This is a genomic window from Thermomicrobium sp., assembly GCF_053493975.1.
The window spans coordinates 1-22238 of sequence record NZ_JBRBZA010000008.1 but is presented as its reverse complement, the minus strand read 5'-3'; the positions used below and the strand labels follow the sequence as shown (position 1 = coordinate 22238).

General features: G+C 60.9%; 23 protein-coding genes. 11 read left to right on the top strand and 12 right to left on the bottom strand.

What is annotated here, in order from left to right:
• Positions 1 to 59: 59 nt before the first annotated feature.
• On the top strand, positions 60 to 506 hold the full coding sequence (locus ACWIVK_RS01395) for a DnaJ family domain-containing protein (RefSeq protein WP_448574742.1): 447 nt from the start codon (positions 60 to 62) through the stop codon (positions 504 to 506).
• Between the two features lie 7 nt (positions 507 to 513).
• Here ACWIVK_RS01395 and ACWIVK_RS01390 read toward each other — a convergent pair whose 3' ends face one another.
• From ACWIVK_RS01390 to ACWIVK_RS01375, 4 genes are all read right to left on the bottom strand, one after another.
• Complete coding sequence (locus ACWIVK_RS01390) at positions 514 to 843, bottom strand: hypothetical protein (protein WP_448574741.1); 330 nt, start codon at positions 841 to 843, stop codon at positions 514 to 516.
• Positions 844 to 850: 7 nt separating this feature from the next.
• On the bottom strand, positions 851 to 1396 hold the full coding sequence (locus tag ACWIVK_RS01385) for a bifunctional nuclease family protein (RefSeq protein WP_448574740.1): 546 nt from the start codon (positions 1394 to 1396) through the stop codon (positions 851 to 853).
• Between the two features lie 106 nt (positions 1397 to 1502).
• A complete protein-coding gene (gene lepB, locus ACWIVK_RS01380) occupies positions 1503 to 2168 on the bottom strand; it encodes a signal peptidase I (protein ID WP_448574739.1) in 666 nt (221 codons plus the stop codon).
• 43 nt (positions 2169 to 2211) lie between these two features.
• Positions 2212 to 2460, bottom strand: a complete 249-nt coding sequence (locus ACWIVK_RS01375; RefSeq protein ID WP_448574738.1) for a hypothetical protein — start codon at positions 2458 to 2460, stop codon at positions 2212 to 2214.
• 881 nt (positions 2461 to 3341) lie between these two features.
• Between ACWIVK_RS01375 and ACWIVK_RS01370 the strand changes: the two genes are divergently transcribed.
• Complete coding sequence (locus ACWIVK_RS01370; RefSeq protein ID WP_448574737.1) at positions 3342 to 3494, top strand: hypothetical protein; 153 nt, start codon at positions 3342 to 3344, stop codon at positions 3492 to 3494.
• An 853-nt stretch (positions 3495 to 4347) separates the two neighbouring features.
• Here ACWIVK_RS01370 and tatA read toward each other — a convergent pair.
• From tatA to ACWIVK_RS01335, 7 genes are all read right to left on the bottom strand, one after another.
• The gene (tatA, locus tag ACWIVK_RS01365) at positions 4348 to 4536 is read right to left on the bottom strand and encodes a twin-arginine translocase TatA/TatE family subunit (RefSeq protein WP_012642169.1); all 189 of its coding nucleotides are present in this window, start codon (positions 4534 to 4536) and stop codon (positions 4348 to 4350) included.
• Positions 4537 to 4601: 65 nt separating this feature from the next.
• Positions 4602 to 6320, bottom strand: coding sequence for a peptide ABC transporter substrate-binding protein (locus tag ACWIVK_RS01360; protein WP_448574736.1), 1719 nt, complete (start codon positions 6318 to 6320; stop codon positions 4602 to 4604).
• A 25-nt stretch (positions 6321 to 6345) separates the two neighbouring features.
• Complete coding sequence (gene secG / locus ACWIVK_RS01355) at positions 6346 to 6567, bottom strand: preprotein translocase subunit SecG (RefSeq protein WP_448574735.1); 222 nt, start codon at positions 6565 to 6567, stop codon at positions 6346 to 6348.
• Between the two features lie 5 nt (positions 6568 to 6572).
• Positions 6573 to 7355: a triose-phosphate isomerase gene (gene tpiA / locus ACWIVK_RS01350; RefSeq protein WP_448574734.1), complete on the bottom strand. Its 783-nt coding sequence runs from the start codon at positions 7353 to 7355 to the stop codon at positions 6573 to 6575.
• 9 nt (positions 7356 to 7364) lie between these two features.
• Complete coding sequence (locus ACWIVK_RS01345; RefSeq protein ID WP_448574733.1) at positions 7365 to 8555, bottom strand: phosphoglycerate kinase; 1191 nt, start codon at positions 8553 to 8555, stop codon at positions 7365 to 7367.
• A gap of 23 nt (positions 8556 to 8578) precedes the next feature.
• Positions 8579 to 9601, bottom strand: coding sequence for a type I glyceraldehyde-3-phosphate dehydrogenase (gene gap / locus ACWIVK_RS01340; RefSeq protein ID WP_448574732.1), 1023 nt, complete (start codon positions 9599 to 9601; stop codon positions 8579 to 8581).
• A gap of 34 nt (positions 9602 to 9635) precedes the next feature.
• A complete protein-coding gene (locus ACWIVK_RS01335) occupies positions 9636 to 11024 on the bottom strand; it encodes a gluconeogenesis factor YvcK family protein (RefSeq protein ID WP_448574731.1) in 1389 nt (462 codons plus the stop codon).
• A gap of 321 nt (positions 11025 to 11345) precedes the next feature.
• Between ACWIVK_RS01335 and nusA the strand changes: the two genes are divergently transcribed.
• From nusA to tyrS, 8 genes are read left to right on the top strand one after another with little or no spacing between them, the layout of a single operon-like run.
• A complete protein-coding gene (nusA, locus tag ACWIVK_RS01330; protein WP_448574730.1) occupies positions 11346 to 12665 on the top strand; it encodes a transcription termination factor NusA in 1320 nt (439 codons plus the stop codon).
• 29 nt (positions 12666 to 12694) lie between these two features.
• Positions 12695 to 13054: an RNase P modulator RnpM gene (rnpM, locus tag ACWIVK_RS01325; RefSeq protein WP_448574729.1), complete on the top strand. Its 360-nt coding sequence runs from the start codon at positions 12695 to 12697 to the stop codon at positions 13052 to 13054.
• A 47-nt stretch (positions 13055 to 13101) separates the two neighbouring features.
• A complete protein-coding gene (gene infB, locus ACWIVK_RS01320) occupies positions 13102 to 14910 on the top strand; it encodes a translation initiation factor IF-2 (protein ID WP_448574728.1) in 1809 nt (602 codons plus the stop codon).
• A 40-nt stretch (positions 14911 to 14950) separates the two neighbouring features.
• Positions 14951 to 15340 carry a 30S ribosome-binding factor RbfA gene (gene rbfA, locus ACWIVK_RS01315; RefSeq protein ID WP_448574727.1) on the top strand — a complete coding sequence of 130 codons (390 nt, stop codon included), beginning with the start codon at positions 14951 to 14953 and terminating at the stop codon, positions 15338 to 15340.
• Entirely contained in the window at positions 15333 to 16358 is a 1026-nt protein-coding gene (locus ACWIVK_RS01310; protein ID WP_448574726.1) for a DHH family phosphoesterase, read from the top strand. Before rbfA ends, ACWIVK_RS01310 begins: the two co-directional genes overlap by 8 nt.
• A 6-nt stretch (positions 16359 to 16364) precedes the next feature.
• Entirely contained in the window at positions 16365 to 17306 is a 942-nt protein-coding gene (truB, locus tag ACWIVK_RS01305; RefSeq protein WP_448574725.1) for a tRNA pseudouridine(55) synthase TruB, read from the top strand.
• The gene (locus ACWIVK_RS01300; protein ID WP_448574724.1) at positions 17281 to 18285 is read left to right on the top strand and encodes a bifunctional riboflavin kinase/FAD synthetase; all 1005 of its coding nucleotides are present in this window, start codon (positions 17281 to 17283) and stop codon (positions 18283 to 18285) included. Before truB ends, ACWIVK_RS01300 begins: the two co-directional genes overlap by 26 nt.
• The gene (gene tyrS / locus ACWIVK_RS01295; protein WP_448574723.1) at positions 18269 to 19486 is read left to right on the top strand and encodes a tyrosine--tRNA ligase; all 1218 of its coding nucleotides are present in this window, start codon (positions 18269 to 18271) and stop codon (positions 19484 to 19486) included. Before ACWIVK_RS01300 ends, tyrS begins: the two co-directional genes overlap by 17 nt.
• Position 19487: 1 nt before the next feature.
• Here the strand turns inward: tyrS and ACWIVK_RS01290 are convergent, their stop codons facing one another.
• A complete protein-coding gene (locus ACWIVK_RS01290) occupies positions 19488 to 20597 on the bottom strand; it encodes a zinc-binding dehydrogenase (RefSeq protein WP_448574722.1) in 1110 nt (369 codons plus the stop codon).
• A gap of 590 nt (positions 20598 to 21187) precedes the next feature.
• Between ACWIVK_RS01290 and ACWIVK_RS01285 the strand changes: the two genes are divergently transcribed.
• Positions 21188 to 22238, top strand: a 1051-nt coding sequence (locus ACWIVK_RS01285) for a site-specific integrase (protein WP_448574721.1), incomplete at its 3' end; no start/stop codon positions are given.

Here is a 22238-nt window from a genome sequence, read left to right as displayed (position 1 = left end):
AGACGCGCTAGTATCCAGCGAGTCAGGCTATACTCACTCTCGAACTGGAGGAACTCCGCATGTTCTGGTTGGACCGACTCGTCGAAGAGCGTATCCGCGAAGCACAAGAAGCTGGTGCCTTCCGCAGTTTGACTGGTGAGGGACGCCCCCTTCCACCTGACGACGGCGGTCCCAGCGAAGTATGGGCCGCGTATCGGATCCTGAAGAAGAATGGGCTCCTTCCCGATTGGTTACAGCTGCGGAAGGAAATCTACGCAGAGCGTGCACTGGTTCGGCAGGCGTGGGACGAGTACTGGCGAGCGGTGGAAGAATGCGATCGAAACGACCCCGGGCACATCGCCATCCTGCATCGCTTGGCTTGGCGTTACCGGGAACTGGCTCGCGCCATCAACAAGAAGATCGATCTGCACAATCTTCGTTGTCCATCATTGGGGCATGAACTCATACGCTTTCCCGAGGACATGATCGAACGCGAGTGGCATCGTCGCGGGGAATCCCCACCCTGAGGCTGGCTCATCGACTTCGGTCGTGACCGGAGTAACCGAATAACCGTTGGAAATCACCATCGAAGTGTTCGAGAAAAGTCCGGATCTCCTCGACATCACGTTCGGTTACGGGTTCCCTATTCGAACGAGCTGAGGTCGCCGCTAACTCTTCTTCCCCGATGACCGCGGCGATCAAGCTGGTGACGCCACAGGAGTGACAGGTCAGCCGGAACGCCCATGTCGTACGAGAGCGTCCCAGGGCCTGCAGGTCCTCTGGGACGAATCGTTGGCCACAGACTGCGCAGCGTTCGACCAAATTGAGTACGATCGCTCGCACACGTTCCCAGCGCGGATCCATGCCTCTCCTACTTCTTGTCCAGGTCATCGAGATCGAGCGACTCGATGACTTCCCGGAAAACCGACAAGTCTGCCTCGGAGATCGATTCTTCTGATTCGACACGCTCGATTTCCGGCGGCTCGAATTCCGCTTCGCTCTCCGACTCCTCTTCACTCTCCAAACGGACACCCGCGCGATCCATCACCGACTCATCGACGTAAATCGGCACCTTAGCGCGGACCGCCAGAGCGATCGCATCACTCGGTCGACTGTCGATCTCGATACGCCGACCATTGACCGTGAGGACGATCCGGGCATAAAAGATCTCCTGAGCGAGATCCGTGACCGCTACCTCCCGGATCTCCGCCCCGAGTTCAGCGATGATCGTACGCAGGAGGTCATACGGCAGCGGGCGGGCAGGCGTCATGCCCTGGATCGCCATCGCGATCGCCTCGGCCTCGAACGGGCCGATCCAGATCGGGAGGTGCCGATCCCCATGGACCTCCTTCAGGAGCACGACCCGATGTTGTGTCACCAAGCTGACGCGGATGCTATCGACAACCGTCTCGATCATACCCTGCACCTTCCTCTGGCACGCTCACGTTTTCGTACAGGGCCCCTCCCGCCTCGCCCACACGTTGTGCTCCTCGCGTCATCACCATTCTACACTTCTGGGCCGGTCACTCCAAGGCGTAGGCTGGTGTGCCCAAAAGTTTCGCCTCATCCGGCGGCCAGTACGTGAGCCACGCCTTCCCGATGATCGACGACATCGGTACCGCACCGAACACACGCGAGTCACTGCTGTTGTTCCGGTTGTCGCCCATCACGAACACGTGCCCGGGCTCTACCACGTACTCGTGGCTCAGCGCCATTCCTCGCCACATCGTCGGTTCGGTCAGATAGGGCTCGATGAGACGCTTCCCATCGATGTAGACAGCCCCGTCTCGAATTTCGACGTGTTCCCCAGGCAAGGCGATGATCCGCTTGACATACGGCTCGCTTCCTCCGTTCGGGGGTCGAAAAACGACGATATCGCCGCGCTTCGGCTGACCGAATGGGTACCAGACCCAATCCTGGTCGATTTGTACTCCCGGCACAGCTGCCAGCCACCGACCGAGCGGAATTCCCATGTACGCACGCCGGTTGACGATGAGCATCTCCCCGTTGTGCAGCGTCGGCTCCATACTGGAGCCATCCACGCGATAGTTCAGGATGAGTCCTCGGATAGCGACGAACAGAACGAGCGCGATCAGGAGTGTTTCGGCAAGATCCCACGCAAATGATCGCCGACGCGCCGCCTCTTTCGCCTTCCCCACCAGCTCACGCTCACCCTCGAGATCCCTCATCGCACCCGGCTCCGAATCTCATCGGTAACCATCCGGACGCCGATTATATCCAGTGAAGAGCATGCGGACGCACCAGGAGGAACAGCCCCCACTCGGTTAGGGTTCGTTGATCGTCCCACGTGATCGGATCCTGAGGGAATTCGGCCACAGCGGAATGCGTACCGTTTCCCTCGCCCAAGACGAGCGATTGGGTGCCATGAAAGTCATGCAGGCGAGTGATGATCCCACTGTCCGCGAACTCCAACACATTGCTTTCGAGTGAGAAGCGCCGCTTCCCGCCACACTGTGTCATCCAGCCATCCCCGGAGGTCGACGCCTTCTTCGTCGAACCGTCTGTCTGTTGTCTCGTACTCGAGTTCGTAACCGGAGAAGACCTCGAGCACCATCCCGCACGCACCGGCCAACCCGTTATCGAGTCACTCCTCAGAGACTGGGCGCTCCGGTTACACGATCATTTCTCGTTTCCTCGATATTCAGCAACCACAACCGATCGTGTTTCGTCATCTCAAGCCATCGAACATCATGCTCCGACCGGACGATACGCTGTGTCTCATCGATTTCGGCGTCGGTCGACTGTTCTATCGACTCTGCCGCGGTACTGTAGCCAATACACTCGGCTACGCACCTCCCGAACGATACCGCGTGAATCGATGATCCACGCGATGACCTCTCTGCACTGTGAGCTCCGCTCGATCACGGAGCAACAGGAGTAACCCCCACCCATTCGCCCTTCTCGCTCTCCCAGACCTCTGCCCGGTCGGTTCAATCCCAAACTCACCACGGCATGAGAGAAGATCATGCTCGGCGCACCGGCCTACGATCCTAGCCTGTGTCCCTCCAATGCCGGAGCGATAGCCGCAGAGTGGCGCGCTCTGCCGACACAACCCCTCGTCGTCCTTCGGTAACAGCGGGTCGCCAGAGCGATCCCGCGAGTCGAGCACCGACCCAAGAAAGATCGATTCTCTGGTCCTTTTAGACCGGCGACGAAGTGCGTGGATCAGCCGTCCCGGAGAACTCGCTCATCATCGCCAGTTCGTACGATGGAACACTGGACGCACTCAAGCGCGATTCGGGTACCCTCCGTTGGAGTTTTCCAACTTGGAAGAGTTATCGCCATCATGCCGTGTCTGACCCGAGGGCTCATCGTCTTCGGCTCTGACGACGGCGCCGTGTATGCAGTCGGAACTCGCACCGGTCGCCTCGCCCGGCGTTACCGTACCGCTGGCCCACTTCGTGCCCCCTGCCGTCACTGGTGCGCTCGTCGTCATCGGTAGCGATGACAAATGTCTCTATGTCCTTGCCGCTGTTTCTAAAGACGTGATCTAGCGTCGATACCGTCGTCATCCTGCCCGCGCGACACCGGTCGCCCGCACCGACGCCACAGAGGGGGCCTCAGACGACGGCATCGTGGTCAACTCACGCTTGGTGGATGGTCGCCCTTTCTGGCGCTTGCGGGTACTCGGTCCGGTACGAATCGCCCAAATGCTGACGACGAGCGAATCGTCCTCGCTTGGCTCGACGGCACAGTGACGTGCCTGGATAGGATGACACATCCTCTGGAGACGCTGCTTCGAGCAACCCTTTGTGGCATCCCCGATCTGATGGTCGAACTGCTGATACCCGACAGCAATGCTAGACCGATCTATGCCTGCCATTCCGACACTGGTCCCGTGATCGAGAAAGGCGCCGACCCAGCGCGGATCGCGAGCACACTAGTCGTCGCGGATTCCACTGAATGATCGCGAACGGGGCGGGTACGCTCACCCAGCTCGCAGCAGATGGACAGATGAGTGAGGCGATCGACCTCGACGCTCCCTGTGTGGCGACACCACTCGTGCATCGAGGTACCGCATAACTCGGAAGCCTGGATGGTCGGGGCTCAGCCATAGCGCTCGCACCGGATTCGAGGCGGAACGAGGCATGCTCCGCGTGATGGTTCATGTCCTGAATGACGACCCGTTCGTCGCCGAAGTCGATAAACTCTCTGATCCACAGCACCAGTGCGTGTTTCTACGGAAGCCTCGGCGACACGACGGCAAACGCCCGACCACCGCTGAGGGAGTGACCACAGTGCTCTACCCGTGGCATCGCATCACATTCATCGATCTTCTCCACGAGGAGAGCAACCAGCGTCCAAGTCAGCTCCTTACCGTCTTTCGCGACGAGCACTGAGATGCGCTCACGAACGCGGCTCGTCTCCCGAAACCTCGGCAGTCGCTTCGCGCGTTGCTGTCCGGAACTCTCGGATCGTGCGTCCGATGGCACTACCGATCTCCGGTAGCCGACCAGCGCCGAAAACGACGAGCACGATCAGCAGGACGAGCAGGAGTTCCTGCCAGCCGAACGAGGGGAGCAAAAGCGGATACACCGAATGCCTCCAGTCATCTGCGCCAAGCACGCAATGCTGAGTATAGGCGAAAGGACGAGAGGACGCTACCCCGCGATCCGATACCAGCGCGGGAGCTGCCGTAGATGATCTTCGGGTCGAACGAGGGGTGCAGCATCGACACCGCCGATACGATCACTCATCAGGAAGCAATAACGGGGGTAATACAGGACGATCGCTGGCACGTATTCGGCAAAAAGTCTCTGAAACTCGACGTAAAGCGAACGCCGTTCGCCCTGATCGGATACCTGTCTAGCCTTCTCGAGAAGCACATCGACTGTGCGACTCCGGAAACCCGTGATGTTAGCCCCTTCCTCGGCTTGCGAGGAATGCCAAAACTCGAACATGTCCGGATCACCGGTCAAGGACATCCATCCGAACACAGCAGCAGTGTACTCGCGATTCAACAGTTGTCGCTGGAGTGTCGCCGCAGCCACCGGCTGAACCGTGACGCTGATACCGATTTCCGCCAGTTGCTGCGCCACTGCCTGCGCCACAGCCACTCGTTGCGGATCATCGACATTCGTCAGTAGCGTAAAGCGAAAGGTCAACCCTTCCTTGTCTAAGACCCCATCACCGTTACGATCTGCCCACCCTGCCTCTCGAAGGAGGCTCAGTGCTGCCGCACGATCGAATCGGTACTCCTGTGTTTGATAAGCCCATGAAGCTGGGGGAATCGGCCCATTTCCTGGTTCAGCCCAATTGTTGAGTACGTCGCGAACTATCTGGACACGATCGATCGCCAGAGACAACGCCTGACGGACTCGGACGTCGGCGAAAAACTGCGCCTGACCATTTAGAAAGAGCGCTGTATACCCAGCGAGTAATGGAGCGTAGATGCGAGCGCGAGAACCCACCAACAGTGGGTCACCGAGCGCTCCCCAAGGCACCAGATCGACCGCATCCAGATCACCGCGCCGAAAGGCAGCCAGGGCCTCGTCGACCGATTCGAAGAAGTGCAACTCCACCCGCTCGAAGACAGGAGTCGGCCTCCGGTAAGACTCGTGCCGAGCGAGTTCGATCACTCCCCGGTCGCGATCGACCTGAACAACGCGGTACGGTCCACTCCCGATCGGTTGTGACTCAAAGCCGCTCCGTGGTAAGTCGCTCACCACCGTCTCCGCCAGCACATGTTCCGGCAGGATCGGCAGCGAGAGGTAGGTCGGAAATGGGGCATACGGCTCGGGCAGACGAAAACGGATCGATGCAGCATCGACGATCTCGACGGTCACCGTTCGCCAGAAATTCGCTAACGTCTCGTTCCCTGGAAAATCGGGGTCCTGGAGGAGGCGTATCGTGAAGAGGACATCGCGGGCAGTGACCGGTTCACCATCATGCCACTGGGCATCCGGCCGAAGGAAGAAGGTATATTCCAATCCATTCTCACTCACTGTCCAACGCTCCGCCAACGCCGGCTGCGGTACTCCGCTCCCGTCCACCCAGACCAGCCCCTCGAACACGAGCACGCTCACCGCCGCCTCCGCCGTCGACTCGGCGAGCAACGGATTGAGCGTCCCGATCCGGCCGATGATTCCCTCACGAAACGTCCCGCCCTCGACCCGAGCCGGCTCAGCCGAGGGACTCGAGAAGAACGACTCATTCCTGACCGGTGTTATGCTCGAAGCGGTGCGAGGGGGTGCACGAAATTGCCAGAGAGCGATCATGCCGCTGACCAGGACGAGGAGCAGCGAACTCGCCAGCCAGAGCACCCACCAGCGCACTCGGCGTGATCGCAGGAGTGACGTGCGTCCCCGAACGGTCGTCAATCGGGTGACCCTTCGCCAAGTCAGCCTAGAGCAGCCACTGCCCCAAGAGGGAGAGAACGACGAAAATGGCCGCAACACCGATCGTCAGTTGGAACAGCGTCTTCTCCAGGCCTCGCCGCGTGCGATAGATTGCTGACGTATCTCCGCCGAAAGCACCACTGAACCCGGACGCCTTCGATTGCAGCAGAATCACCAGCATCAGCAAGAGCGAAACCAATATGATCGCCAAGTAGAACGCCGTTTCCACGCTCCCTAGCCTCCTACTGCCAGACGATGGGCACGTCCCACACCTGCCTCCACAATGCTACAGAACTCGCGGGCATCCAAACTCGCCCCACCGACGAGCGCTCCATCGATATCGGCGAGCGCCAGAAAGTCAACCACATTGGAAGCCGTGACGCTCCCACCATAGAGGATACGGAGTCCCTCGCTGATCTCTGGCCCGAATCGTTCTCTGAACCATGCACGGATCCAAGAAGCGACGAGTTCGGCATCCACGGGGGTAGCTGGGCGACCCGTCCCGATTGCCCATACCGGCTCGTACGCGATGACCAGTCGCGCTACCTGCTCACGCTCGAGATCATTGCACGCGACTGTTATCTGGCGCTCGACCGTTTCTCTCGTCGCGCCCGACTCCCGCTCTTCGAACGTCTCCCCGACGCACAGGATCGGCCGGAGACCGTTCCGCAGCACGGCACGGAGCTTCGCAGCGACCACCGCATCCGTTTCACCGAACAAACGTCGTCGTTCGCTGTGGCCGACGATCACATAGCGACAAAACGGGGCCACCATCTTGGCAGACACTTCGCCCGTATAGGCGCCCTCGTCGAAAGCACTGCAGGTCTGCGCGCCGAGCAAGATCGAACTTCCGTCGAGATGTCGAGACAGCGGCACGATCCAAGGGAACGGTGGAACGAGGACGACTTCGGCGTACTTAACCATTCCGCAACGTGCCTGGATCGCACTGGCTAACTCCAGTGCCTGCTCATAGGTCGTGTGCATCTTCCAGTTACCAGCGATCAGCGGTCTTCGCATCCTCCACTCTCATGCTTCTTCCATGAGCACCGCAACTCCAGGAAGTTCGCGACCCTCCAAGTACTCGAGTGTCGCCCCTCCACCGGTGGAAAGATGCCCAACGCGCTCGGCTAGACCCAGTTCCTGAAGCGCAGCCGCAGAATCACCCCCACCCACGAGCGTGAACCCAGGACATCCGGCGACGGCTTCGGCGATACCTTTCGTCCCCTCACGGAACTCGGGAACCTCATAGACACCCATCGGCCCATTCCAGACCAAGAGGCGGGCATCAGCGATCACCGCCGAGTACGCCTGCACCGTCTCAGGTCCGATATCGTAAACCGCTTGATCAGCAGGGATCGCAGTAACGGGTACGATCCGGCGCTGGGAGACAGCGCTCATCGTTGGTGCGACGATGACATCGCGCGGAAGCTCGACGCGCACACCGCGCGCGACCGCCAGATCGAGAATGCGCTGCGCCTCCGGAACCTTTTCTTCCTCGACCAGTGAGCGCCCGGTCTCGAGCCCCTGTGCGCGCAAAAAAGTATTCGCCATCCCGCCACCGAGCAGGAGCGCATCAGCACGCGGTAGTAGGTTCTCGATCACACCGATCTTATCGGATACCTTTGCGCCGCCGAGCACGAGGACGAACGGTCGCTCGTCGCTGCGAAGGACGCGCTCCAACGCTTGGACTTCCCGCTCCATGAGAAACCCAGCAGCACTCGGTAATAGACGAGCGACCGCAACGACCGATGCATGCGCGCGATGCGCTGCACCGAAGGCATCGTTCACGTAGCAATCGGCCAAGGCGGCTAAGGCTGCCGCGAACTCGGCATCGTTCTGCTCCTCGCGCGGATCGAAACGGAGGTTTTCGAGCATGCCTACTTCACCTGGTTGCAGGAGTCGGGCCATTTCCTGCGCTTCCGGTCCGACGATGTCACGTACCGAGCGAACCGGTTGCCCGAGTAGCGCGCTCAGCGTCGCCGCCACCGGAGCGAGTCGCAAGTCCTCGCGCACCTGCCCCTTCGGTCGTCCGAGATGGGAGCAAAGAATGATCCTTGCCCGCCGCTCGAGCAACCACTGCAACGTCGGTAAGGTAGCCCGGATGCGAGTATCGTCGACAACGCGTCCCCCTTCGAGCGGAACGTTGTAATCGACTCGAACGAGGATACGGCGCCCCTCGACCTCCAGGTCACGTACCGTTCGCAACCGCCTCGCCATCGCTGGACCCCCGCGTCGCCTCGTCATTCTTCCTGGAAACAACCGATCATCATGTAATAGGCAAGATCGGCGACGCGGCAGGAGTAGCCCCACTCGTTGTCGTACCACGCAACCACTTTCGCTAGCGTTCCATCGAGCACCATGGTGCTCAAGCCATCCACGATCGCTGATCGCGAGTCACCGCGGAAGTCACTCGAGACCAGTGGCTCTTCGGTGTAGCCGAGAATGCCGTTCAGTTCGTTCTCCGCCGCCTCGCGAAAGGCCGCATTGATCTCCTCCACTGTGGCTCGACGCGAAAGCTCCACGACGAAGTCGATGACCGACACGGTCGCGACGGGAACGCGCATCGCAAAGCCGTCGAACTTCCCCTTCAACTCGGGTAACACCAGCGCGACCGCTCGTGCTGCACCGGTCGTAGTTGGCACGATGTTCATCGCTGCCGCACGCGCGCGCCGCAGGTCACGATGCGGCGCATCCAGCAGCTGCTGGTCGTTGGTATAGGCATGCACCGTCGTCATCAGCCCACGCACGATGCCGAAGTGCTCGTGAAGAACTTTGGCGACTGGTGCGAGGCAATTCGTCGTACAGGACGCGTTGGAAACGATGTGATGTCGAGTTGGCTCGTACGCATCCTCATTGACACCCAACACGATCGTGATGTCCTCACCCTTGGCAGGAGCCGTGATGATCACCTTTTGAGCTCCCGCTTCCAGATGCGCTCGAGCCTTTGCTGCATCGGTAAACAGACCCGTCGACTCGATCACGAGTTCGACTTCGAGGTCTCGCCAGGGAATCTTCCCGGGCTCCCGTTCCGCGAAGACACGGATCTCGCGACCATCGACCACGATCGAATCCTCGGTCGCGGTCACTTCGCCATCCCAGCGTCCGTACGTCGAATCCCACGCGAAGAGATGTGCGAGCGTCGAGGGAGTCGTGAGATCATTGACTGCGACCACCTCCAGCTCGTCGTCGTATCCCTCCAGGATCGCCTTGAGCACCTGCCGCCCGATTCGCCCGAACCCGTTGATGCCCACACGAACCGCCACAACCCTACCCTCCCGGTTCGACATCGTCCGACGGTCAGCCTCGCTTCTGTGCGATCGCCTCCACGGGCATTCGACCAGCTTCTCTCCCGACTGCTCCAACCAACTGTCGATATCCTCCGGCAAACTCGTGTCCGTGCTTCGCAGCACGCGCCACCGCGAGCAGCGCAGCCGCGAGCTTCGTTGGATCGTGGCGCCAGGGTTGCTCTGGATTGATCACATCCTCGAGGACGACATGCATCCTTTCAGCGAGCTGGTCCAACCCATCGAGCCGAACAGCGAAGACCCCACTCGCTGCGAGTCGTCGAGTCGGCTCCAGATTCGAGTTCACGAGCAGACAGTCCACGAGTGGACCACCAGCATGCCGTTCGAGCGCCTGCACATGATCGACAACCGAAAATCCATCCGTCTCGCCTCGCTGTGTCGTCACGTTGCACACGAAGACCTTGAGCGCAGACGACAGCCGGATCGATTGCACGATCCCCTCGACGAGCAAATTGGGAATCACTGAGGTGAATAAGCTTCCCGGTCCGAGTACGATCAGATCCGCTGAAAGAATGGCCAGGAGGGCCGGCTCGTAGGCCTGTGGGCGCTCCGGATCGAGGAAAATGCGCTGAATCTTTCCACGCTCTCGCCCGATCGCCGACTCCCCGCGCACGACATGCCCATCCGCGAATTCAGCACAGACAGTGATGTTTTCCAACGTCGATGGCATCACTCGCCCACGTACCGCCAGTACGCGCGACGATTCAGCCACTGCTCGCTCGAAGCTGCCCGTCACGTGAGTCATCGCAGCGATGAAAAGGTTTCCGAAGTTGTGTCCGTCCAAGGGGGAGCCCACTTCGGGAAAGCGAAACTGGAAGAGCTCGCTCATCAACGGCTCTGCATCGGCCAGTGCGACCAAGCAGTTGCGGATGTCACCGGGGGGCGGAATATTGAAGTCTTGCCGTAGCCGACCGGAGCTCCCACCATCGTCCCCCATCGTCACGATCGCCGTAATCGCGACATTATGCGCCTTGAGACCGCGCAGTAACGTCGAGAGTCCCGTTCCTCCGCCGATCGCGACGATGTGGAACTCCGGTTCGTCCGGACCGAAACGATGCGCATGAATGATCTCGGCCAAACCTCGCTTGTCGGCGCGCCGATCGAGAAACGGAGCCAACAGTGAACGCGACAGTTGCCAAAAACCGAGCACGATCAGCACGCTCCCCACCGAGATCATCAGGAGTTCCCGATAGGGATGAGGTATGAATTGCAGAGTCACTGCGCGAACCAGACCGGACACCCGTTGAGGGAAGTCGTAGTTGCGGTAGATCCAGGCGAGGCCCATGGCGAGCCCGAGACTCGTCGTCACGACACCGAGTGCGAGCAACAGGATCCATCGCTTGACGAACATTCCCGGGCGCAACCACGTGCGGAGCTTCATCCGTCCCCCGTTTCCCGTCCCGCAACCCCGGGCCAGTATAGCAGCAGTCTCAGACACCGTGCGGCGAACACCGTCAGGGTGCCCTCAAACGACCCAGTGGTCCATGGGCATTGGGTCCAGCCTGTTGCGCACCTGCGCATGCTTCGCGGACCAACTGGTGAGGCACGGCAAGCTTCCCTTGCATCACCCACGCGCAGTTGGTATACTCTATACGGTAAACGGAGCGCCCCGGACAAGTGGGCAATGCCCACTTTAATTTTTGCCCTGGCTGGCGGCCCACCAGCCGGAATCCGGAGCGCGTGACGAAGGGGGGCGATCACGATGAAGAGCGATCTCTACACCGCAATTGCACAGGTCGCTGCCGAACGCGGAATTCCACGCGAGGCAGTCATGGAGTCCGTCCAGCAAGCACTGCGGACCGTGTACAAGAAGACGACGGGCTCCGACGAGGAAGTCGAAATCGAAATCGACGTCAACACCGGAAAGATCCGCATCTTCGCGCCGAAGCGGGTCGTCGAGAAGGTAAACGATCCGCTCAGCGAGATTTCCATCGAGGAGGCGCGCAAGATCGATCCCCGTGCGATCGTTGGGGATATCGTCCGGATCGAGCGCCAGCCGTCCAACTTCGGCCGGATCGCGGCCCAGACCGCCAAGCAGGTGATTCTGCAGCGGATCCGGGATTTCGAGCGCGACACGATCTACAACGAATTCATCGATCGCGTCGGTGAAGTCCTGACTGGCACGGTGCAGCGCGTCGATCCGCGTGCGGTGATCCTGAGCTTCGGCAAGGCTGAAGCCATTCTACCGGCCCGGGAGCAGATTCCTGGTGAGCGGTATCGCCCAGGGCAGCGGCTCAAGGTGTACCTGGTCGATGTTACCAAGGACGCGAAGGGACCGCAGCTTTTGGTGTCCCGCACGCACCCGAACTTGATCAAGCGACTGCTCGAGCTCGAGGTTCCGGAGGTCGCGAGCGGTGCCGTCGAAGTCATGGCGATCGCCCGTGAACCGGGCCAGCGCTCCAAAGTCGCTGTCGCTGCTCGGCAGGACAAGGTCGATCCGGTCGGCGCCTGCGTCGGTGTCCGCGGCGTGCGGATCCAGAGCATCGTCACCGAGCTTTCTGGTGAGAAGATCGACGTGATCGAGTGGTCGTCGGACATCCGCACGTTCATCGCCAACGCCCTGAGCCCGGCCAAGCCGATTACGGTCATCCTCAACGAGGACGAAAAGGTCGCTCGGGTCGTCGTGCCGCCTGAGCAGATGTCGCAGGCGATCGGAAAGGACGGTCAGAACGCTCGGCTGGCGTACAAGCTGACCGGCTGGCGGATCGATATCAAGGATCCAGAGTCGCTCAAGGGGGAAGAGGCGTTGCTCGTTCGCTCGGCAACGAGCTTGCCCGAACTTCCGCCCGATCTCATGGCACTCGGTCGGCAGCCACGCCTCGTTCGCTCGGACGGCACGTTCAGCATCCGGGAACGCGAGTTCGGTCCGCTGCCCAGCGATCTCGTGCTCAAGAGCGTCGACGTGGAAATCGTCAACGGCGTCGTCAACGTCTATTACGATCGCGAACTTCGTGCACGGTACGATTTCGAAACCGGTCGTGAGCTACCATTGACCGATGACGAAACGGCGAATGTCCGTTGATCCCGTTTCTCGTCGAGGAGGTCGTGACGATGCGCGAGCGTCCCGACCAGCGCAAGCGCCGCGGTCCGCGACTCAAGCATTTGCCTGTCCGCACCTGCATCGCTTGCCGCGCGCGAGACCTCAAGCGAACATTTGTCCGTATCGTGCGGACCCCGGAAGGGACGCTCGCCATCGATCCGACCGGAAAGCGGAGCGGGCGCGGCGCGTATCTGTGCCGACGGTTCAGTTGTTGGGAGCGAGCAGCGACCACCGACGTCCTCGAACGTGCTCTCCGAATACCCGTCCCACAGGAGTTTCGGGACGAACTCCTTCGTTGGGCCGATCTACACGTTCGCCGAGACGACGCGCCCGCACCGGAGACACCACCCGAACAGGAGGATCAGCTATGAGCACCAAAGCGAAAAAGCACGCACCCGCACGAAACGATCGGTCGTCGATGACGGCGCAACGGAGCTCGCCGGCTGTGAGTGTCGCCCGCGGCCCCATCGAGGTGGGAAGCGTCATGACGGTAGGCGAGTTGGCCGAGGCCATCGGCGTCAGTGCCGTCGAGCTCATCAAGGCCTTGATACGCCGAGGCGTGATGGCCAACATTAATCAGCAAATCGATTTCGAGACCGCAGCCAAAGTCGCCGCCGACTTCGGAGTCGAACTCGTCGAGCGCACTCCTGAAGCGGTTCACCAGGAAAAGAGCCTGGCCGAAATCGTTCGAGCCAGTGCGCAGGAGCCCGGCGCCGTCCCACGACCACCTGTGGTGACGATCATGGGTCACGTCGATCACGGGAAGACGAAGCTCCTCGATGCGATCCGGCACACGAACGTGGCAGAGGGTGAAGCCGGCGGCATCACCCAACATATCGGGGCGTACCAAGTCGAGGTTCAGGGCCGGAAAATAACCTTTCTCGATACACCCGGCCACGAAGCCTTCACCGCGATGCGCGCTCGCGGGGCGCAAGTCACCGACATTGCGGTCCTGGTGGTTGCCGCCGACGATGGCGTCATGCCCCAGACCCGCGAGGCCGTTGCTCACGCGCGTGCCGCCAACGTGCCCATCATCGTCGCCATCAACAAGATCGATTTGCCAACGGCCAATCCGGCTCGTGTCAAGCAGCAACTCGCTGAGATCGGTGTCATCGTAGAAGAGTACGGCGGTGACGTGCCGGTGGTCGAGGTCTCTGCGAAGCAGCGCCTCGGGATCGAAGATCTCTTGGAAATGATCCTGTTGGTCGCCGATATGCACGAACTCAAGGCCAACCCGAATCGGCCCGCGATCGGAGTCATCATCGAAGCGAAGGTCGATCAGAGACGGGGACCCGTGGCGACCGTCCTCGTCCAAACGGGAACCCTGAAACTCAACGATGTCGTGGTCGCTGGTGCCACGTGGGGACGGATCCGCGCGATGTTCGACGATCGCGGGCGTAAAGTGCGACGCGCGGACCCATCCATGCCGGTCGAGATCCTGGGTCTGGAGGATGTGCCAGAAGCCGGAGATTACCTGCAAGTCGTCGCCGATGAACGGACCGCAAAGGAGATCGCCACACAGCGCGCACTCAAGCGCCGCGCTGAAGCTGCCGAGGCCCGAGTCGTGAAGCTCGACGAGTTCCACAAAGGGCTGGAAACTGGTCAGACGCGAGAACTCCGCCTCATCCTGAAGGCCGACGTGCAAGGAAGTCTGGAGGCGATCCAGAACGCGTTGGCCAAGCTCAACGACGAACTCGAGGGAGTCGGGATCACGGTCGTTCACGCTGCGACCGGCGCCATCTCCGAGTCGGACGTCATGCTGGCAGCCACGACCGGCGCGATCGTCCTCGGCTTCAACGTTCGACCTGATGTCGCAGCCCGCCGCGCCGCCGAGTCCACGGGTGTCGACATCCGATACTACAACGTGATCTACCATCTCTTGGACGAGGTCCGAGCCGCAGTGACCGGACTTCTTGCACCGGAGACACGCGAGGTCATCGACGGCGTCGCCGAGGTGCGCGAGATTTTCCGCCTGCCCAATCGAGCAGTGGCAGCCGGTCTCTACGTCTTGAACGGGAAAGCACTGCGGAACGCACGAGTTCGCGTGATTCGCGACGGCAAAGTCATTCACGACGGTACCGTCGCATCCTTGCGCCGCTTCAAGGAAGATGTGCGGGAAGTTGCTGCTGGCTACGAGTGCGGCTTGACCATCGAAAACTTCAATGATCTGCGCGTCGGAGACCAAATCGAGTTCTATCACATCGAACGTGTTCCGCGCGGGCAGTGATCGTCTGCCCGCGCGGCTCGCTGCGCGAGGGGAGCCAACGATGCCTAGCTATCGACAAGCTCGACTGGCCGAGTTCTTGCGAGACGAAATCGCTGCCATCATTCAACGCGAGCTGCGAGACCCACGGCTCGGCTTCGTGAGCGTGACCCGCGTCGAGATGAGCCCCGACCTGCGCCATGCGAAGGTGTTCGTCTCCATCTACGGGAGCCATGAGGAGCAGGAAGCTGCCCTGGAAGCCCTACGAGGAGCCGCCAGCTTCATACGCCGCCTCATCGCCCCGCATCTGCATACTCGGCATATTCCCGAACTTCATTTCAAACTCGATCGCTCGCTCGAACACGCCGAGCAGGTCGCCCGCTTGCTGAGGCAGATCGAGCAGGAACGGCAAAAGGATGAGTCTGCAGTCGAAAGCGCGTCGGAGAGTGAGTGAAATACTTCCCATTCGAACGAGCGATGCCCGGACTGCCTGGGAACTCCTTGCTGGTTCGCGCACATTGCTCATTGCTACGCATGCCAATCCGGATGCTGACGCAGTTGCCTCCGTGTTAGCGCTCCGGCTCGTTCTCGCTGAACACGTCCAGTCGGCTTTCTGCCTTACCGGCGACGGATTGGTTCCCCCGAACCTCGAGTTCTTGCCGGGAGCCGAAAACCTTCTCCGTGACCTTGCGAGCGTGACCAATCCGCCTGATTGCATCGCCCTCCTCGATTGCGCCGATCCATCTCGACTTGGTCCCCTCTTTCGCCTACACCCTTCGTGGTTCGACGGACACATTCCGATCGTCAACATCGACCATCACGTGACCAATACTCGGTACGGCTCGGTCGACCTCGTCGATCCCGCCTCAGCAGCGACGACCGAGGTGCTCGCACATTGGCTACAGGAACTCGAACAACCGATCGTTCCTGACGTCGCCACCTGCCTCCTCACAGGACTCTACGGCGACACACTCAGCTTCCAAACCACGAGTACGTCCGCTCGCGTCCTCCAGCTTGCCGCTCGCTTGCTCGAAGCCGGTGCGCGGCAAGAGGACATCGTCACTCATCTCTTTCGGAGCAAACCCCTGTCGACCGTTCGGCTCTGGGGTGCTGCGCTGAGCCGCGTCCGGTATGAGCCGCCGTTGATCTGGACCGAGATCACCCAGCGTATGCTGCAGGAAGCAGGAGCCAGTCCCGTTGAAGGCGAAGGGATCGTGAATTTTCTCGTCGGGACTCATGGTACGTCGGTAGCCCTACTCTTTTACGAACAGAGCGAAGGATGGCGCGTCAGCTTGCGCTCGGCTGATGGTTCGGTGGATGTCGCTCGCCTCTGCCAGCGCTATGGGGGCGGGGGGCATCCACGAGCAGCGGGGTGCCGACTTCCCCCGGGCGAAGCCGCCCGACGTTCGTTCCTCGACGATCTCGCAGCACAGGTGAGCGCATCGCTCAGCATCGAACTTCCGTCAGGGTGAGTGACAATGCACGGCATACTCCTGGTGGACAAGCCACGCGGTTGGACATCCCACGACGTCGTGCAATGGGTCCGTAAGCGCCTGCGTACGCAGACTGTCGGTCACGGCGGCACGCTCGACCCGGCCGCCGAAGGGTTGCTCGTCATCGCGGTCGGTATCGCCACGCGCCTCGTTCAGCATGCAACCGAGGCGGACAAAAGCTATGTCGCACACATCGTCCTCGGTACGAGCACGACGAGCGATGATCTCGAAGGTGAACCGCTGGCAGCCTCACCGCTAACCGTGCACCCGCCCTCTCGCCGAGACGTCGACTCCGTACTCACCGAGTTCCTCGGCGAGTACGACCAACAGCCGCCCATCTATTCCGCACTGAAAGTTGGCGGCGTCGCAGCCTACCGGCGGGCCCGGGCTGGTGAGCCAGTGACCCTTGTACGACGCTTGGTGCGAGTCAACAGCCTACGTCTCGTGCAGTATTCCTATCCGGATCTCGTCGTCTCGATCGACTGTGGGAAGGGATTCTATGTTCGTTCCTTTGCCCGCGACCTCGGTGCCCGTCTCGGCACGGGCGCTTACTTGCACGGTCTCGTCCGTACGCGCGTGGGCCGATTCTCGCTCGCTTCCGCTTGGTCGATCGACGCGTTGAATGATCTGCTTACGCCATCATCCTGGCCATTGATCGCTCGTCACCCTGATGAGTTCGTTGCGGAACTCCCGGTTCTGTTGGTTCCTGAACGGGAACTTCGCGCATGGTATCATGGCGCGCCGGTGCGCTGTTCAGCGAGCAGCTTACCCGGCACCACTGCTCGAGCCTACGCACCAGATGGGAACTGGATCGGACTCGCCCAGTTCGACCCACAAAAGCGGTACTGGCAGCCGGTCCTCGTGCATCGCGAGGGGACTGGACGGAGAGGCAAGACGCCCAATGCGGATCGTTCACTCCTGGAGTGACATCCCGGCCGAGTCGCATGTCGTGACGATCGGCAACTTCGATGGTGTCCACCGTGGTCACCAGTACCTCCTCAGAACCGTTCATGAGCATGCGGTGATGCGCGGGCTACCGAGCCTCGCGATTACCTTTGACCCACTACCTCTCGAAGTTCTCGCACCTGAGCGAGCACCCCAACGCCTCTCTCTCACGGATCAGCGTCTTCGCCTCATCCTCGCCTGCGGCATCGATCGTGTGCTTCTCGTACAGTTCGACCACTCTTTTGCTGCGCTCTCCCCGGAAGAATTCGTCGAGCTTCTCGTGCGGTCGACGCGCTTGACCACGATCGTGGTTGGGGAGGACTTCCATTTCGGCCGTGGTCGAACGGGAGACCCGGCTCTTTTGCGCGAACTCGGCCGAACTCATGGGTTCGACGTCATGGTGCTCCCTCGGCTGAGCGAGCTCAGCGAGACGATTTCGTCGACGAGAATTCGCCAGCTGATCGCTGCCGGTGCGGTGCGCGAGGCCGGGACACTTCTCGGTCGGCCGTACGCACTCACTGGGACGGTCGTCGCTGGCACGGGGAGAGGATCCCAGTTAGGTTTTCCCACGGCAAATATCGCTGTCGCCGATCGGCTCATGCTCCCAGGTGACGGGATCTATGCTGCGATCGCTCATCTCTCGGGTAGCTGGCATCCAGCCCTCGCCTACATCGGCAACCGTCCGACCTTTCCTGGTTCTGGTCACGCTGTCGAAGCCTACTTGATCGACCGCACGTATTCGACCTTGCGTGGCGAGACGATCACGGTGTACTTCATCGAGCGGCTCCGACCAGACCGTGCATTTCCGGATGCAGATGCACTGATCGAACAGATGCGCCAAGACGAACGAAACGGCCGAGCTGTGCTTGAAGCAGCAATGGCTGACTGGCCACCATCGCTCGTGCAAGCGCTCCACACGGCACCGGAAGGAGTCGAGGTGATCGATGATCCCGGTTCATGAGCGAGAAGCGTTCGTCGATCTGGTCCTCTCGCGCGGTACGGTCGATGTCGTTGTCCGCGAGCACTTGCGCGCTCGGCTGCTCGGAGACCAGCCGATTCGCGTCAAGCTCGGAGTCGATCCGACCCGACCGGACATCCACCTCGGTCACTACGTCTGTTTTCGCAAACTACGGCAGTTCCAAGCGTTAGGACATCAAGTCGTCGTCATCATCGGTGACTGGACTGCCCGGATCGGCGATCCCTCCGGGCGCTCGTCCCAGCGGCCGATGCTTACTGCAGAAGAAGTACGAGCCAATGCGGAAACGTACCTCGAGCAATTCTTCAAGGTTGTCGATGTGACGAGGGCCGAGATCGTTTGGCAAAGCACGTGGTTCGGCAATTTCACGCTGGAGGATGTCATTCGCCTCGCCAGCAAGTACACTGTGGCCAAGCTACTCACGCGCGAGGACTTCGCGAAGCGCTATGAGGAGGGGTCACCCATCTCCATCACGGAGCTTCTCTATCCACTCCTGCAAGCCTACGATTCGGTGGCGATCCAGGCCGACGTCGAAATCGGCGGTACCGACCAGCTCTTCAATCTCCTCGTCGGCAGGGATATCATGCGCGAGTACGGATTGGAACCGCAGGACATCCTCACCGTACCGCTCCTGGTCGGTACGGACGGTCACCTGAAGATGAGCAAGAGTTATGGCAACTACATCGCGGTCAATGACCCACCAGAGGAAATGTTCGGCAAGATCATGTCGATTCCCGATCATGTCTTAGGCGATTACTTTCGGCTCCTGACCGATATCCCAGACGAAGAGATCGACCGCATGCTCGTCGAAATGAGCGCGGGACGACTCAATCCACGAGATGCGAAGGAGCATCTCGCGTTCGTCATCGTCAGTGACTTGCACTCGCCCGAAGCGGCTGAGCGGGCACGCGACCACTTCCACCGAGTGCACCGGCTCCGCGAAATCCCCGAGCAGATTCCCGAGGTCACCGTGCCGACCCGCGCACGCGTTCTCGATTATGTCGTGCTCGCGGGGTTCGCCCGCAGTAACAACGAGGCACGGCGACTCGTTCAGCAGGGCGGGGTCCGCTTGGACGGACGGCGACTCGACGATCCGGAGGAAATGCTGGAAATCCGCGATCCAGTCGTGCTCCAAGTTGGCAAACGACGTTTTGCGCGCCTCCTGCCACGAGCGGACAGCGCCTGATTCAGTGCTCGAACATGACGATGCTCCGCGCGACGCTGCCCGCGAGCATCGCTTCGAATCCGTCGTTGATCTCCTCCAGGCGAAGTCGTCGAGAAATCAGTTCGTCCAATCGGAGGCGACCGAGCCGGTACAGCTCCAGGAGTCGGGGGATGTCTCGCGGCAAGTTCGCGCTCCCATAGAGCGTCGCCTTGATCGTCTTCTCCGTCCGCAAAAGATCCAACGGGTCGAGCGGCACAGTCGTTCCCATCGGTGTGAGCCCCACGATGACCGTCGTGCCTCCCTTCCGCGTCGCCGCATAGGCCTGCTGGATCGTGTCCGCACGGCCGATCACCTCGAAGGCATAGTCCGCGCCGCGACCGCCAGTGAGTTCCCGAACCACCTCGACCACGTCCTGTTCCCGTGGATCGATGGTATGAGTGGCCCCCAGTTGACGCGCCCAATCTAACTTTTGCGGAACGACATCAGCGGCAATCACTGGACCCGCACCGACCAGGGCAGCACCTTGTACCACGTTGAGTCCGACACCACCGCAACCGATCACCAGAACGCTCTCCCCTGCCCGCACACCGGCAGCAAAGAGTACCGCCCCGACACCAGTCGTCACGCCACAACCTACCAAAGCTGCGCGATCTAACGGAATGTCCGGTGGAAGGGGCAAAAGACCCTGCTCCGGAACGACCGTGTACTCGGCAAAACAAGAGACCCCGAGAACATGGTGCACATCTGCGCCATTCCGGTGAAAACGCGTCGTGCCATCGAACATCCGTCCGGTTCGCCGGATCGGATTACTGAAATCACAGAGAGCTGGACGCCCATTGAGACAGTAAAAACACTGCCCGCAGAACGCACGGAAGACGAACAACACAGGATCCCCGGGTCGGAAACGTGTCACACCCGGCCCAACTGCCTCCACGACTCCCGCACCCTCATGACCGGGCACCGCCGGGAGTGGCGTCTCCAGATCCCCTTGGATATAGTGCAAATCACTGTGACACACCCCGGCCGCCACGACTCGGACCAACACCTCACCTTCCTTGGGTGCATCGACCTCGAGTTCCCAAATTTGCAGCGGCTTTTTGACCTCCGCCAAAACAGCAGCCCGCGCACGCATCGTTTTCGCTCCTTCCCGCGTTCGAGGCCAGTATCGCCCGATGCGATTCAGGAGTCAATCCACTCCACGGTCCTCGTCGGGCGAGGCAAGTGCGCACTGGTAGACGGAGAACGAAGAGGAGACCAGAGTTTTCGTCCTCGATCAGCAGACGACAATCTCCCACTAATACCCTCGCTGGTGATCGGATCGAGGAAAAAGTGATGAACGGTGATAGTGGCTTCAAGGCTCGTTGTCCGTTCGGCGCGAGGTCACTCGACACGAGACGGTTGGACCACTTCCATCATCGCTGCGCAACGATACCCGGCCGAGGCCGGACGCCGCGGCGATGCACCTGCCGGCAACTCGCCGGCGACAGAATGCATGGACACGACAGATAGAACCGTGAGATGTCACAAGACTGGAGGGAGTAAGGAAACGGTGGTACCGAACTGAGCATCGGTACCACCGCCTTTATCACATATGGTGCACTGTAAGATCAAGAAAACCGCGTCGATTGGAGCGGGAGACGGGATTCGAACCCGCGACAACCGGCTTGGAAGGCGCCCCTTCTCCGCTTCGCGACGCGGAATCTTTTTTCAGGGAGGTGCCCCATGACCAGTGTGTATCGGAGCGGCAAGTATTGGGTGGTCAAGGTCTCTGTGTTGGGCAAGTACCGAGTGTTCAAAGGTCGCACCAGAGAGGAAGCTGTTGCCAAGGCGCACCGTTTCCTCGAGGGCGGGCAACCGTTGCCACCCGCAGCATCCGATTCCCCCAAGGAGCTCACCCTCGAGCAGTGGGTGCAGCGTTACCTCGCTCTCGGCACCTGGCGCCCCTCGACGCGTGCCACGTACCAGCGCTGCCTCGAGGCGTGGCTCGATGCCGGTTGCGCCACAACACCGTTGTCCGCGCTCACTCCACTCGCGTTGCGCGAGATCATCGCTTCGTGGACGGACTCCGTCTCCCCTGCCGTCCTCTCCCAGCGCTACCGTGCTCTCCGCACTTGCCTCGAGGAGGCGTGGCGCATGGGCCTCATCGACGAGAACCCACTCAAACGTGTCCCCGCACCACGCGTACCGCGCCACATGCGCGTCATCTGGTCTTCCGAGCAGGCCTCCCGCTACCTCGACACCTGTCACGCTGCCACGAGTGGCCAGCTCAAGGTGCCCTACGCTGCGCATGCCGATCTCCTCGCCTTCCTCCTCCTCACCGGTCTGCGCATCTCCGAGGCACTCGCGCTCACCCGCGAGAGCGTGCTCGAGGAGCACATCCGAATCGAGAGCGCGCTCACTTGGGTCGGTGGCAAGCCGCATCTCTCGCCACCTAAGTCCGACTCGTCTTCCCGCCTCATCCCACTGCCACCACTCGCCAAGCAAATCCTCCAGCAACGCCTCCAGCAGCACCAACACCATTTCGTCTTCTGTACGCGCACCGGCACACCGCTCCGCCGCGACAACATGACCAAACTCCATCACGCGCTCTGCGTGGCGGCAGGAGTACCCCACTGCCGCATCCACGATCTCCGCCGTGTCCATGCCTCGCTCCTGCTCACGGCAGGCGCACCCGTCCCACTCGTCCAGCGCCTCCTCGGTCATAGCACCTCGCGCCTCACCCTCGAGGTGTACAGCTACGTGCAGAGTCTCACGCTCCAGCATCCATTCGGCA

Excerpts from the sequence above, each read along its gene's own strand:
- ACWIVK_RS01395 (WP_448574742.1), top strand. The coding sequence starts at position 60 with ATGTTCTGGTTGGACCGACTCGTCGAAGAGCGTATCCGCGAAGCACAA.
- ACWIVK_RS01390 (WP_448574741.1), bottom strand. The coding sequence starts at position 843 with ATGGATCCGCGCTGGGAACGTGTGCGAGCGATCGTACTCAATTTGGTC.
- ACWIVK_RS01385 (WP_448574740.1), bottom strand. The coding sequence starts at position 1,396 with ATGATCGAGACGGTTGTCGATAGCATCCGCGTCAGCTTGGTGACACAA.
- lepB (WP_448574739.1), bottom strand. The coding sequence starts at position 2,168 with ATGAGGGATCTCGAGGGTGAGCGTGAGCTGGTGGGGAAGGCGAAAGAG.
- ACWIVK_RS01375 (WP_448574738.1), bottom strand. The coding sequence starts at position 2,460 with ATGACACAGTGTGGCGGGAAGCGGCGCTTCTCACTCGAAAGCAATGTG.
- ACWIVK_RS01370 (WP_448574737.1), top strand. The coding sequence starts at position 3,342 with ATGCAGTCGGAACTCGCACCGGTCGCCTCGCCCGGCGTTACCGTACCG.
- tpiA (WP_448574734.1), bottom strand. The coding sequence starts at position 7,355 with ATGCGAAGACCGCTGATCGCTGGTAACTGGAAGATGCACACGACCTAT.
- ACWIVK_RS01345 (WP_448574733.1), bottom strand. The coding sequence starts at position 8,555 with ATGGCGAGGCGGTTGCGAACGGTACGTGACCTGGAGGTCGAGGGGCGC.
- ACWIVK_RS01335 (WP_448574731.1), bottom strand. The coding sequence starts at position 11,024 with ATGAAGCTCCGCACGTGGTTGCGCCCGGGAATGTTCGTCAAGCGATGG.
- nusA (WP_448574730.1), top strand. The coding sequence starts at position 11,346 with ATGAAGAGCGATCTCTACACCGCAATTGCACAGGTCGCTGCCGAACGC.
- rnpM (WP_448574729.1), top strand. The coding sequence starts at position 12,695 with ATGCGCGAGCGTCCCGACCAGCGCAAGCGCCGCGGTCCGCGACTCAAG.
- infB (WP_448574728.1), top strand. The coding sequence starts at position 13,102 with ATGACGGCGCAACGGAGCTCGCCGGCTGTGAGTGTCGCCCGCGGCCCC.
- rbfA (WP_448574727.1), top strand. The coding sequence starts at position 14,951 with ATGCCTAGCTATCGACAAGCTCGACTGGCCGAGTTCTTGCGAGACGAA.
- truB (WP_448574725.1), top strand. The coding sequence starts at position 16,365 with ATGCACGGCATACTCCTGGTGGACAAGCCACGCGGTTGGACATCCCAC.
- ACWIVK_RS01300 (WP_448574724.1), top strand. The coding sequence starts at position 17,281 with ATGCGGATCGTTCACTCCTGGAGTGACATCCCGGCCGAGTCGCATGTC.
- tyrS (WP_448574723.1), top strand. The coding sequence starts at position 18,269 with ATGATCCCGGTTCATGAGCGAGAAGCGTTCGTCGATCTGGTCCTCTCG.
- ACWIVK_RS01290 (WP_448574722.1), bottom strand. The coding sequence starts at position 20,597 with ATGCGTGCGCGGGCTGCTGTTTTGGCGGAGGTCAAAAAGCCGCTGCAA.